Genomic DNA, 12647 nt, shown 5'->3' on the forward strand with positions numbered 1-12647 from the left:
GTTCAATATTAATTACTTGAACAAATGTTACTAGGTGTTTCTTTTTAATTAGTTTTTTGAAAAAATAAAACAAATTCTCTTGAAAAGTCAGTTACACAAGATCAAAAAAGCCCACAAATAAGTGGGCTCCTAATTATTATAATGTTTACATCATTTCAATAGCAATCGCCGTTGCTTCACCGCCACCAATACATAAAGACGCAAGGCCTTTACTTAAGCCACGGTTTTTCAAAGCATGAATTAACGTCACCATAATACGAGCGCCACTGGCGCCTAACGGGTGACCTAATGCACAAGCACCACCGTTAACATTTACTTTAGTAACGTCTAGGTCAAGTTCTTTAATACCTAGCATAGTGACCATGGCAAAGGCTTCGTTGATTTCAAACAAATCAACATCTGTTGTTGCCCAGTTAGCTTTAGCTAATACTTTTTTCATTGCGCCAACAGGTGCTACGGTAAACTCTTCAGGCTTTTGAGCGTGCATTGCATGAGCAACAATTTTACATAGCGGTGTTAAACCACGTTTTTGTGCTTCTGATAGTTTCATCATCACTAATGCAGCTGCGCCATCTGAAATAGAGCTTGAGTTAGCGGCTGTAATGGTACCGTCTTTTTTAAATGCTGCGCGTAAGCTAGGAATTTTATCTGGGCGCGCATTGCCGGGTTGTTCATCAATTTCAAACACTGAATCACCACGACGAGATTTAATTGTTACTGGCGATATTTCATTAACGAATGCACCATCGGCAATGGCAGCGTTAGCACGTTCTAAAGAACGAATTGCATAAGCATCCATGTCTTCACGAGTAAATGCAGATTCATCTGCAGTAGCTTGCGCGAAACACCCCATGGCAATACCGTCGTAGGCATTTTCTAAACCGTCAGTCATCATATGGTCAAGCACTTGGCCATGGCCCATTTTGATACCCGAGCGACCACTAGGTAATAAGTGTGGTGCGTTAGTCATACTTTCCATGCCGCCAGCAATGGCAACATCAATAGAGCCAGCTAATAAAGCATCATGTGCTTGCATTGCCGCTTTCATGCCTGAACCACAAACCTTATTAATGGTGGTACATGCCGTTGAAAGGTCTAAATTAGCTTCTAGAGCCGCTTGACGCGCTGGTGCTTGTTTTAAGCCAGCAGGTAAAACACAACCCATGATCACTTCATCAACCTGATCATTCGATAATTTAGCTGCATCCATAGCGCCACGAATCGCAGTCGCTCCCAAAGTGGTAGCACTAACTGCTGATAAACCGCCCATAAAACCGCCCATAGGGGTACGTTTTGCAGCAACAATAACAATAGGATCTTGAGTAGACATAAGGCTCTCCGATAAGGTGTTGTTCGATATTAGTAAAATGCTTAATTACAAATATCGATAAGAATTGCGCAACACTTTACCGCAAAACCTAGTTTACGCCAACGTAAACTTTATAGTCCTTTAGTGTTACTTTTCGTTGTTGTTGACAAATTTGCCACGCATTCTTTACAGCAGTGTACATTTCTAGAGATATTAAAAACAAAATTTTGTAGGTGCTTTAGTGGCAATAAAATATATAAAATCACACAAAGTTACACTTTACGTTAACGTAAACTTATTGTAAGGTGTTGCATAGATAAAAACCAAATTAACTTCGAGCAATAACAATGAGCGATATTACCCCCGTCACCTACTCTATTGGTGAGTTAGCGAGAGAGTTTGATATTACTACTCGTAGTATCCGTTTTTACGAAGATCAGGGCCTAATACTTCCGACTCGTAAAGGACAAACAAGAATATACAACCAAAGAGACAGAGTTCGACTAAAGTTAATTCTACGTGGTAAACGCTTAGGTTTTTCACTTGCCGAAACCGGTCGTTTGTTTGAGCTTTACGATGCCGATAAATCTAGCGCAACGCAATTAAAAACAATTATGGACTTAATTTCAAATAAAAAGAATGACTTAAATCAACAGTTAGAAGATATTCAAGCGGTGTTGATTGAACTAACCGGCTTAGAAACTAACTGTCAAAATGCACTTGCGTCAATTGATTAGTAACAAGCTAAAAACGAGTAACAACTGGCGCCAGCTACAATGCGTTAACACGATAAATAATTATTAAAGGTAATACTATGATTTCTACTTTCTCATCAATGAATTTTAACTTAGGTGAAACCGTTGACATGATCCGCGATACGGTAAACGCTTTTGCTCGTGACGAAATTGCGCCGCGTGCAGCTCAAATAGATATTGATAATGAATTTCCTAACGACTTATGGCGCAAGTTTGGCGATTTAGGTTTATTAGGTATGACGGTTGATGAGCAATATGGTGGTTCTGGTTTAGGCTACTTAGAGCACATGGTTGCTATGCAAGAAATTTCACGTGCTTCTGCTTCTGTAGGTTTAAGTTACGGCGCTATGTCTAACCTATGTTTAAACCAATTAAACAAAAACGGTAGCCATGAGCAAAAAGAAAAGTACTTACCTAAACTTTGTACCGGTGAACATATTGGCGCACTTGCGATGTCTGAGCCTAATGCTGGTTCTGATGTGGTTAGCATGAAACTTTCGGCTAAAAAGCAAGGCGACAAGTACATTCTAAATGGCAACAAAATGTGGATCACTAACGGTCCTGACGCCAATGTATTTATTATTTATGCAAAAACCGATACTAGCGCGGGTTCAAAAGGCATTACCGCCTTTATCGTTGAACGTGACTACCCAGGTTTTTCACGTCATCAAAAACTCGATAAATTAGGTATGCGTGGCTCAAACACTTGTGAATTAGTTTTCCAAGATTGTGAAGTACCTGCTGAAAACATTTTAGGTGAAGAAGGCAAAGGCGTGCGCGTATTAATGTCAGGCTTAGATTACGAGCGTTTGGTATTAACTGGCGGTCCTCTAGGTATTATGGATGCTTGTATGGACTTAGTTGTACCTTACATTCACGACAGAAAACAATTTGGCCAAGCCATAGGTGAATTTCAATTAATTCAAGGCAAAATTGCTGACATGTACACGCAAATGAATGCAGCAAAATCTTATGCATATTTATGTGCTATGGCAGCCGATCGCGGTGAAACAACACGTAAAGATGCTGCAGGTGTCATCTTATACTCTGCTGAATTAGCAACAAAAATGGCACTAGATGCGATTCAATTACTTGGTGGTAACGGTTACATCAACGAGTTCCCTGCAGGTCGTTTATTACGTGATGCTAAGTTATATGAAATTGGCGCAGGTACATCAGAAATTCGCCGCATGTTAATTGGCCGTGAATTGTTCAACGAATCAGTTTAATTTAACTTTTTCTCATTGCCAATGAGCGCGACTTCTCGGTGCAAAATACTTACGCGGACAACTATGCGTAGTATTTTCCGAGAGCTCGCTTCATTGGCTTCGATCAAAGTTAAATTTTTATACAAAAAGTCCTTCAGTGACTATTGCTATTGAACACTTATGACTAATGAAATATCGCACTAAGTACTTAATTAGCTGACTAATATAAGTAGAGAATTAAATACTAAACTAAGTGCTGAAGTTAAAATCAGTGAATCGACAACAATATTAATATGCTCTGACGAAGCAAAAGATTAACAGAACGCATTACACAGCGTTTAACAATAAAAGGTTATACCGTGGCTAAGATAATATCGAAAATTAATCCCCGCAGCCCTGAATTCATCGAAAATGCTGCTCATATGCAAGTGCAAGTTGATGATTTAAAAATAAAGCTAGAGGCAATAAAACTCGGAGGCGGTGAACGTAGCCGCGAACGTCATTTATCGCGTGGAAAGCTTTTACCTAGAGATCGAGTTTACGCCCTACTAGACCCCGGCTCGGCCTTTCTTGAATTATCACAATTAGCCGCCTATCAAGTTTATGAAGATAACGTACCTGCTGCCGGTATTATCACAGGCATTGGCCGCGTTGGTGGCCAAGAATGTATTATTGTTGCCAACGACGCAACGGTAAAAGGTGGCACGTATTTCCCATTAACGGTTAAAAAGCATTTACGCGCGCAAACTATTGCACAAGAAAACAATTTACCTTGTATCTATCTGGTAGATTCAGGCGGTGCAAACTTACCTAACCAAGATGACGTTTTTCCTGATAAAGAACATTTTGGACGTATCTTTTTCAATCAAGCCAATATGTCGGCGCAAAGCATTCCACAAATTGCCGTAGTTATGGGTTCTTGTACCGCAGGCGGTGCTTATGTGCCTGCCATGGCTGATGAGTCTATTATCGTTAAAGAACAAGGCACTATCTTCTTAGCGGGTCCGCCATTAGTTAAAGCGGCAACCGGTGAAGTGGTGAGTGCTGAAGATTTAGGTGGTGCAGATGTTCATTGTCGTACCTCAGGTGTTGCCGACCACATGGCACAAAATGATCATCACGCCTTAGAAATTGCTCGCAGCGCTATCGGTAACTTAAACCGTGTTAAACCCGTGCAAATGGCAATTAAAGAAGTGGTTGAACCGGCTTATGCCACCGACGAAGTTTACGGTATCGTACCAAAAGATGCGCGTCAGCCATTTGATGTTCGTGAAATTATCGCCCGTGTTGTAGACGGTAGTGAATTCGACGAATTTAAAGCGCTTTACGGTACAACCTTAGTTTGTGGGTTCGCTCATATCTACGGTTATCCTGTCGGTATTGTTGCTAACAATGGCATATTATTTGGTGAGTCAGCGCAAAAAGGCGCTCATTTTATCGAGCTTTGTGCACAACGAAAAATTCCACTGGTGTTTTTGCAAAACATTACTGGCTTTATGGTGGGTCAGCAATATGAAGCTGGCGGTATCGCAAAACACGGCGCAAAAATGGTAACCGCTGTTGCCACCGCGCAAGTACCAAAATTTACTATTTTAATTGGTGGTAGTTTTGGAGCAGGTAACTACGGCATGTGTGGCCGTGCTTACGACCCACGTTTTCTATTTATGTGGCCAAACTCACGTATATCAGTCATGGGTGGCGAGCAAGCCGCTGGCGTTTTAGCACAAGTTAAGCGTGATCAAAAAGAAAAACTTGGCGAACAATGGAGTGCTGAAGAAGAAGCAAACTTCAAACAACCGATTATTGATGATTACGAACACCAAGGTCATCCATATTACGCGTCTGCCCGTTTATGGGATGACGGCGTAATCGACCCAGCAGATACTCGTCAAGTACTTGGTTTAGCTATTTCAGCATCATTAAACAAACCTATTAAAGAGACCAAGTTTGGTCTATTTAGAATGTAGGGGTATTTACATATGTTTTCACATACCGATATAAAAAGTTCTAGCGAATTAGTACTGTTCAGCGTTGACAGTCGTGGTGTTGCCACCGTGACCTTAAATAATGCCGATAAACATAATGCGTTTGACGACACTATTATTTACGCCCTAAACCAACTATTTAAAGCAATAGCACAATGTGATGATATTAATATCATGGTGCTAGCATCAACAGGTAAAAGCTTCTCTGCAGGCGCAGATTTAAGCTGGATGAAGCGCATGGCATCTTACTCTTATGAAGAGAACTTGTCAGACGCTAACGCCCTTGCGCAAATGCTAAAAAATCTAAATTTTCTCCCACAACCTACCATAGCTAAAGTGCAAGGTGCTGCTTTTGGTGGTGCCGTTGGGCTAGCCAGTTGTTGCGATATTGTGCTCGCCAGTGATAAAGCTAGCTTTTGTTTGAGTGAAGTAAAGCTAGGTTTAATTCCAGCAACTATCAGCCCTTATGTGGTTAATGTCATCGGCCAAAAAGCGAGCCGACGTTATTTTCAAACTGCTGAGCGATTTTTTGCTGATAAAGCCCAGCAACTAGGTTTAGTTGATGAAATTTATCCGTTATCAGGGTTAGATACCGCCGTTACTGCCATGGTAAATACCTTATTGGCTAACGGGCCATCAGCCGTGCGACAAGCAAAACAATTAACACTCGATGTTGCTTACCAAGATATTGACGAAGCATTAATAAAAAATACCAGTGAGCGTATTGCTGCCATTCGCGTATCAGCAGAAGGTCAAGAAGGCCTTACGGCATTTTTTGAAAAGCGCCAGCCTACATGGCAATCCGCGCCAAACAACTTAGCAACATCAACAAATAAAGGCGAAGGATAATACTCATGTTTACTAAAATACTAATTGCCAACCGTGGTGAAATCGCCTGTCGTGTTATTAAAACTGCACGAAAAATGGGTATATTAACCGTTGCGGTTTATTCTGATGCTGATGCTGACTCACTGCACGTAAATATGGCTGATGAAGCTATTCACATCGGTGGTTCACCATCACGTGAAAGTTACTTATTATCTGAAAAAGTCATTGAAGCAGCTAAGCGCACAGGTGCACAAGCTATTCACCCAGGTTATGGTTTTCTCTCTGAAAACGCTGAATTTTGTCGTATGTGTGCTAAAGAAGGAATTACCTTTATTGGCCCTCCTGTAGCAGCCATTGAAGCGATGGGCTCTAAGTCTGCGGCTAAAAATATCATGGAAAAAGCAAACGTACCTTTAGTACCTGGCTACCATGGTGACGACCAATCTGAAGCTGTTATCAAAAAAGCCGCTGACGATATGGGCTATCCGGTATTACTAAAAGCTACCGCAGGTGGCGGCGGTAAAGGTATGCGCCAAGTATGGAACGAAAGTGAGTTTTCTGAAGGCTTTGCTGCTGCTAAGCGCGAAGCAAAATCATCGTTTGGCGACGATACCATGTTGGTTGAAAAATACTTAACCCAGCCTCGTCATGTAGAAATACAAGTATTTTGTGATAATCATCAAAATGCCGTTTACTTGTTTGAACGTGATTGTTCAGTACAACGTCGTCATCAAAAAGTAATTGAAGAAGCCCCTGCCTTTAGCATGAGCGAAGAGCTACGTGCACAAATGGGTGAGTCTGCAATTAAGTCAGCTCAAGCCATTGGTTACCAAGGTGCAGGTACAGTTGAATTTTTACTGGATATTGACGGTTCATTTTACTTTATGGAAATGAACACCCGCTTACAAGTAGAACACCCTGTTACTGAATTAATTACCGGACAAGACTTAGTAGAATGGCAACTGCGCGTAGCGGCAGGCGAAGTATTACCTAAAGCTCAACATGAACTAAAAATTAACGGTCATGCTTTTGAAGCGCGAATTTATGCTGAAGACCCAAACAACGACTTTTTACCTGCAACCGGCACATTAGAGTTTTTACAACCTCCAGTAGAAAGTGAATTTGTTCGTGTAGATACGGGTGTTCGCCAAGGTGACGAAGTTAGCGTGTTTTACGATCCAATGATTGCAAAGTTAATTGTTTGGGACGAAAACCGTGAAAAAGCTTTGCAGCGCATGGCAAAAGCCTTATCTGAATACCGTATCAGTGGTGTTACCACCAATATTGATTTTCTCTACAACTTAGCAACGTCTGCTCCGTTTGTTAACGCCGAAATTGATACCGGTTTTATCGAGAAAAACCAAGCATTAATATTTCATGAAGATGAGCAAGCCCTTGCTGGCGAATTACCAATGGCTGCATTGTATTTAGTGTTATCGCAAGCACAACAAGCGCAAGTAAAAGCGGCGAAAACTAACGACCCATTTTCTCCTTGGAATATGACCAATGCATGGCGCTTAAATGAAGCCAATATTCATCATATCGTATTGGCTCATAATGGCACCGAATACCCTATTGTTGTTGAGCAGAAACGCCAAGGCAGTGGTAGCTATTATTTAATTACCGTTGATGGCAAAACTGTTGATTGCCAAGGTCGTATAGAAAACGATACATTGCACGTCAGTATTGACGGTTATCGCAGCCATGCAACCATTGCACAACATGCTAACCAAATTAGCCTTTATCTTCAAAATGGCGTGTTTAACTTCACGCATATATTGCCTGATTGTGGCGATAATAGTAGCGATGATAACCACGGTGGTTTAGTCGCTCCGATGAATGGCACTATGGTGTCGGTATTAATTAAAGCTGGCGACAGTGTTATTGCTGACCAACCATTAATGATCATGGAAGCGATGAAAATGGAACATACCATTCGTGCTCCAAGCAACGGTGTTATAGATGCTATTTATTATAACGATGGTGATATGGTTGACGGTGGCGCTGAATTAGTCGCCTTTACTGCTGAGGACGAATAATGAGCGCTGTATTTAAACCTACACAACAAAGGTCGTTACCAACGTCAGTTAAAATTGTCGAAGTTGGTCCACGTGATGGCCTGCAAAATGAAAAAGTGCAAATCAGCGCCGAAGATAAAATCGAATTAATTGAACAATTAGCCGATGCAGGTGTTAGCTACATTGAAAGTGGCAGTTTTGTCTCACCTAAATGGGTGCCACAAATGGCAACGTCTAGCGATGTTTTTAACGGCATTAATCGTAAAAAAGGTGTTACGTATGCGGCACTTACACCTAACATGAAAGGCTTTGAAGCCGCCATGGCTGTTAATGCTAATGAAGTGGCTATTTTTGGCGCAGCCTCTGAAGCCTTCAGTCAAAAAAACATTAATTGCTCAATCGACGAAAGCTTACAGCGCTTCGAACCTATTATGCTGGCCGCCAAGGCAGCTAATATTCCCGTTCGTGGTTATGTTTCTTGTGTAGTGGGCTGTCCTTACGATGGCGAAATAGCACCTGAGCAAGTTGCCAAAGTTGCCGAGAAGCTATACCAAATGGGTTGTTACGAAATTTCACTTGGCGACACTATTGGTGTTGGTACACCGGCCAGCGTAAGTGAAATGTTACGTGTGGTTAGTACTAAGGTACCGGTTGAAAAATTAGCCGTACACTTCCATGATACATACGGTCAAGCGTTAACCAATATTTACACCGCATTACACGCGGGTGTAAAGGTAGTCGATAGTGCTATTGCAGGACTAGGTGGTTGCCCATATGCTAAAGGTGCATCAGGTAATGTTGCGACTGAAGACGTGTTGTACATGCTTAACGGCTTAGGCATAACAACCAATATTGATTTCGACAAATTGCTCAACGCGGGTTGGTTTATTAGCGACAAGTTAGGTAAAGCCCCCATATCGAAAGTTTCGGTGGCATATCGTGCTAAATAGCACGTTAATTTGTTTCTGCGCTAGATTGAGCACTTAAGTAAAACTAAAAGTAATTTTGCTAATTCATTTATGAAAATATTAGATGAGTTAGCCAACAAGAATAAAGACAACAATTTTTATTGAGGATCAAACAATGGCAGGATTTGACAAAGTAGTGTCAAGCTATGAAGAAGCAATGGAAGGTCTTGAAGACAATATGACCGTTATTGCAGGTGGCTTTGGTTTATGTGGTATTCCAGAAAACTTAATTAATGAAATTAAACGCAAAGGTACCAAAGGTTTAACCGTAGTATCAAATAATTGCGGCGTTGACGATTTTGGTCTTGGTATTTTACTTCCTGACCGTCAAATCAAAAAAATCATTGCCTCTTATGTTGGTGAAAATGCCGAATTTGAACGCCAAATGATGAATGGTGAACTCGACGTTGAATTAACACCACAAGGTACACTAGCAGAAAAAATGCGTGCTGGTGGTGCTGGTATTCCCGCTTTTTTCACTGCTACAGGTTACGGAACTCCTGTAGCTGAAGGCAAAGAAGAACGTGAATTTGACGGTAGACATTATATTTTAGAACCGGCAATTAAAGGTGACTTTGCGATTGTAAAAGCATGGAAAGCTGATCGTTATGGTAATTTAGTGTTTAGAAAAACTGCGCGTAACTTTAACCCGATGGCGGCAACAGCTGGCAAAATAACCGTGGTAGAAGTGGAAGAAATAGTTGAACCGGGCGAGTTAGACCCAGATCAAATCCACACACCGGGTATTTATGTAAACCGCTTAATTTTGGGCACATTCGAAAAACGCATTGAACAGCGCACAATTCGCAGTTAGTAAGGAGTAATTTATGGCTTTATCAAGAGAGCAACTAGCACAGCGCGTTGCACAAGAACTACAAGATGGATACTACGTAAACTTAGGCATAGGTATTCCAACACTGGTGGCAAACTATGTTCCTGAAGGCATGGAAGTTATGCTGCAATCGGAAAATGGTTTACTTGGCATGGGACAATTCCCCACTGAAGATGAAATTGACGCTGATTTAATTAATGCAGGCAAACAAACAGTAACCATGGCAAAAGGCGCCTCTATTTTTGACTCCGCTGAATCATTCGCCATGATCCGCGGCGGCCATGTCGATTTAACTGTTTTAGGCGCATTTGAAGTTGATGTAAACGGCAACATTGCTTCATATATGATCCCAGGCAAGTTAATTAAAGGCATGGGCGGCGCGATGGACCTTGTTGCCGGTGCTGATAATATTATAGTTACCATGACCCACGCTTCAAAACACGGTGTTTCTAAATTATTGAGTAATTGTACCCTGCCGTTAACAGGTAAAGGTTGCATTAAAAAGGTGTTAACTGACCTTGCTTTTATAGAAATTAAAAATGGTAAGTTTTACCTATTAGAACGTGCACCTGGTGTATCTGTTGAAGAGATAATTTCATTAACTGACGGTGAACTTGTTGTTGAAGGTGAAGTACCTGAGATGCAATTGTAAAAATTATACTTGCAACTAAATCAATAACATAACTAGGGGCATCAGCCCCTTTTTTATTCCCAAAGTTTTATTTCAAATGGCTATATTATCATTAAAAACCTTACTTTTTTTGTACAAAAAGTTACACTTAGGTTGCAATTGGTTAAGATTTTAGGGATACTGAAATTGACAAAGAAAAGGCAAAACACGCGAAAACGTGTTACGCAAAACCACCGGTCTAAGGATAAACATAACGTTTATCTATGACAGCGGAGTTACCGTGTTATTAGGTACATCCTGTGGTTTTTTCTTTTACTAACTCTAATTTATAATTATAAAGGTTATTAAAATGAAAAAATTATTACTAGTTACAACCATTACTGCTTTAACGATGACGTCTATTGTATCCGCCCCGAAAGCACAAGCTGCTAACGTAGCACAAAGTGTTTGTGAGTATGTTGCTGCTGACGACAAGAAACGTATGCGTTCATTCTTAAAGACGAATAAATTAAAAATTCGTAATATCTTCTCAGGTATTATGTGTAACGGTCAAAACTTGTTAGAATTCGCAGCTACTAAAGGTTCAGTTAAAACCGGCTCTTTGATGATTAGTAAATTACCAAAGAAAACGATTTCAGCTAACTTAGCGCTTATTCAAAATGGATCGCAACCATTAATCGACGCTGCAAACGAACGCGTTAGCAGTTAGATATTTATTTTCTTATAGGCGTTTAACTTATCGTAAGTTCTATGTTTTATTAGTTAATAATTCTGTGTCATTAAAAAGGTCAGCTTTAGCTGGCCTTTTTTTCACCTGAAAATCACCAAAAACTAATTTCAGCTAGTAACGCTAGCGAAAACTGACTAAAATCACGTCAATATTTTCTATTAATAAAAATCGGTTTCATGAATGAGCAATAAACGCAGCTATATAGACAGTAATAATGCCCTAGTATTAACCGGTGGTGGTGCTCGAGCAGCCTATCAAGTGGGTGTTTTATCTGCAATAGCGAAGTTTATGCCACGTACTCACGGAGTGCCTTTTCCAATTATTTGTGGTACTTCAGCAGGCGCTATAAACTCAACTGCACTCGCTTGCTATGCTTCATGTTTCCAATTAGCGGTAAAAAAATTAGAGTGGGTTTGGAATAACTTAGATCCATGCAGAATTTATCATACCGATCCTATGCGTGTATCTAGCCACATAATTGGTGGTTTTTTGGGTGGATTCCAAGCAGATTATGCCAATAAAAGTGCTCGCAGTTTATTAAACAACGCACCGCTAAGGCAACTACTAGAAACCGTTGTAGATTTTAGCCGAATCGATACAAACATTAGACGCCGTTACCTTTCTGCTGTATCGGTTACTGCATCAAGTTACTCAAGCGGCGATTCTATTAGTTTTTTTCAATCAGAAGACTCTATTTCACCATGGTTTAGATCTAAGCGACGTGGTGAGCCAACACAATTAAACAGCCAACACTTAATGGCATCTGCTGCCATTCCGCTTGTGTTTCCGTCTGAAAAAGTAAAAAATCATCATTTGGGTGATGGTTCAGTACATCAACTATCCCCTTAAGCCCTGCTATTCATTTAGGTGCTGATAAAATATTTATTGTGGGTGTAGAACAACCCAAAGAGCCTATACACGCACAAGAGAATAACCCTCATCCGCCAACCACAGCTTCAATTGCAGGGCATTTACTCGATTCTGTTTTTTCAGATACTTTACAAAGTGATATAGAGCGTATGGAACGAGTTAACCATACCTTGTCTTTAATACCCGACGAAACTAAAAGAAATACCTCAGGTTTAAAAACCATTGAATCTTATGTTATAAACCCTAGCCATAACTTTAACAGTATTGCCGTTAAGCATTACGATAAACTGCCTATGTCGATTCGGTTATTATTGCGCGGAATTGGCATAAGCAATGATGCAGAATCAAGTTTGCTTAGCTATTTATTATTTGAGAAAACCTACTGTAAAGAATTAATAAAACTAGGTTTTAACGATGCGCTCGAACAAGAAACTAAGATACGTCAATTCCTTAACATCTAATAAAGCTAGTCGATGTAGTTCCTTTTAGTATTAGTTCGATTTTCGACTGCAC

The 12647-nt window shown here is 40.5% G+C and carries 10 protein-coding genes, 1 pseudogene and 1 riboswitch; of the genes and pseudogenes, 10 read left to right on the plus strand and 1 reads right to left on the minus strand.

All coding sequences use genetic code 11. The annotated features are described in order from the left end of the window. Nucleotides 1-145 precede the first annotated feature (145 nt). On the minus strand, nt 146-1330 hold the full coding sequence (locus DBO93_RS10890) for an acetyl-CoA C-acyltransferase (protein WP_108456367.1): 1185 nt from the start codon (nt 1328-1330) through the stop codon (nt 146-148). Between the two features lie 326 nt (nt 1331-1656). Between DBO93_RS10890 and DBO93_RS10895 the strand changes: the two genes are divergently transcribed. The 10 genes and pseudogenes from DBO93_RS10895 to DBO93_RS10940 all read left to right on the plus strand — a co-directional run bounded on the left by DBO93_RS10895 (nt 1657) and on the right by DBO93_RS10940 (nt 12595). Beyond that, nucleotides 1657-2046: a MerR family DNA-binding transcriptional regulator gene (locus tag DBO93_RS10895; RefSeq protein WP_108456368.1), complete on the plus strand. Its 390-nt coding sequence runs from the start codon at nt 1657-1659 to the stop codon at nt 2044-2046. Nucleotides 2047-2123: 77 nt separating this feature from the next. Beyond that, nucleotides 2124-3293 carry an isovaleryl-CoA dehydrogenase gene (locus tag DBO93_RS10900; RefSeq protein ID WP_108456369.1) on the plus strand — a complete coding sequence of 390 codons (1170 nt, stop codon included), beginning with the start codon at nt 2124-2126 and terminating at the stop codon, nt 3291-3293. Between the two features lie 338 nt (nt 3294-3631). Beyond that, nucleotides 3632-5239 carry a carboxyl transferase domain-containing protein gene (locus tag DBO93_RS10905; protein WP_108456370.1) on the plus strand — a complete coding sequence of 536 codons (1608 nt, stop codon included), beginning with the start codon at nt 3632-3634 and terminating at the stop codon, nt 5237-5239. 12 nt (nt 5240-5251) lie between these two features. Further along, nucleotides 5252-6106 (plus strand): enoyl-CoA hydratase/isomerase family protein, encoded by an 855-nt coding sequence (locus DBO93_RS10910; RefSeq protein WP_108456371.1) that lies wholly within the window; start codon nt 5252-5254, stop codon nt 6104-6106. A gap of 5 nt (nt 6107-6111) precedes the next feature. Continuing rightward, a complete protein-coding gene (locus DBO93_RS10915; RefSeq protein ID WP_108456372.1) occupies nt 6112-8124 on the plus strand; it encodes an acetyl/propionyl/methylcrotonyl-CoA carboxylase subunit alpha in 2013 nt (670 codons plus the stop codon). Next, the gene (locus DBO93_RS10920; protein WP_108456373.1) at nt 8124-9053 is read left to right on the plus strand and encodes a hydroxymethylglutaryl-CoA lyase; all 930 of its coding nucleotides are present in this window, start codon (nt 8124-8126) and stop codon (nt 9051-9053) included. Before DBO93_RS10915 ends, DBO93_RS10920 begins: the two co-directional genes overlap by 1 nt. Before the next feature lie 133 nt (nt 9054-9186). After that, complete coding sequence (locus DBO93_RS10925; protein WP_108456374.1) at nt 9187-9885, plus strand: CoA transferase subunit A; 699 nt, start codon at nt 9187-9189, stop codon at nt 9883-9885. A 13-nt stretch (nt 9886-9898) separates the two neighbouring features. Continuing rightward, nucleotides 9899-10555, plus strand: coding sequence for a 3-oxoacid CoA-transferase subunit B (locus tag DBO93_RS10930; protein ID WP_108456375.1), 657 nt, complete (start codon nt 9899-9901; stop codon nt 10553-10555). Between the two features lie 168 nt (nt 10556-10723). After that, a riboswitch (cyclic di-GMP riboswitch) is annotated at nt 10724-10817 on the plus strand. Between the two features lie 66 nt (nt 10818-10883). After that, nucleotides 10884-11243, plus strand: coding sequence for a DUF3718 domain-containing protein (locus DBO93_RS10935; RefSeq protein ID WP_108456376.1), 360 nt, complete (start codon nt 10884-10886; stop codon nt 11241-11243). Between the two features lie 201 nt (nt 11244-11444). Next, nucleotides 11445-12595 (plus strand): annotated as a pseudogene (locus tag DBO93_RS10940) (patatin-like phospholipase family protein). Nucleotides 12596-12647: the final 52 nt, after the last annotated feature.

Origin of the sequence: Colwellia sp. Arc7-D (assembly GCF_003061515.1) — a bacterium.
In the GTDB taxonomy this organism is placed as follows: domain Bacteria; phylum Pseudomonadota; class Gammaproteobacteria; order Enterobacterales; family Alteromonadaceae; genus Cognaticolwellia.

Excerpts from the sequence above, each read along its gene's own strand:
- DBO93_RS10890 (WP_108456367.1), bottom strand. The coding sequence starts at position 1,330 with ATGTCTACTCAAGATCCTATTGTTATTGTTGCTGCAAAACGTACCCCT.
- DBO93_RS10895 (WP_108456368.1), top strand. The coding sequence starts at position 1,657 with ATGAGCGATATTACCCCCGTCACCTACTCTATTGGTGAGTTAGCGAGA.
- DBO93_RS10900 (WP_108456369.1), top strand. The coding sequence starts at position 2,124 with ATGATTTCTACTTTCTCATCAATGAATTTTAACTTAGGTGAAACCGTT.
- DBO93_RS10910 (WP_108456371.1), top strand. The coding sequence starts at position 5,252 with ATGTTTTCACATACCGATATAAAAAGTTCTAGCGAATTAGTACTGTTC.
- DBO93_RS10915 (WP_108456372.1), top strand. The coding sequence starts at position 6,112 with ATGTTTACTAAAATACTAATTGCCAACCGTGGTGAAATCGCCTGTCGT.
- DBO93_RS10920 (WP_108456373.1), top strand. The coding sequence starts at position 8,124 with ATGAGCGCTGTATTTAAACCTACACAACAAAGGTCGTTACCAACGTCA.
- DBO93_RS10925 (WP_108456374.1), top strand. The coding sequence starts at position 9,187 with ATGGCAGGATTTGACAAAGTAGTGTCAAGCTATGAAGAAGCAATGGAA.
- DBO93_RS10930 (WP_108456375.1), top strand. The coding sequence starts at position 9,899 with ATGGCTTTATCAAGAGAGCAACTAGCACAGCGCGTTGCACAAGAACTA.
- DBO93_RS10935 (WP_108456376.1), top strand. The coding sequence starts at position 10,884 with ATGAAAAAATTATTACTAGTTACAACCATTACTGCTTTAACGATGACG.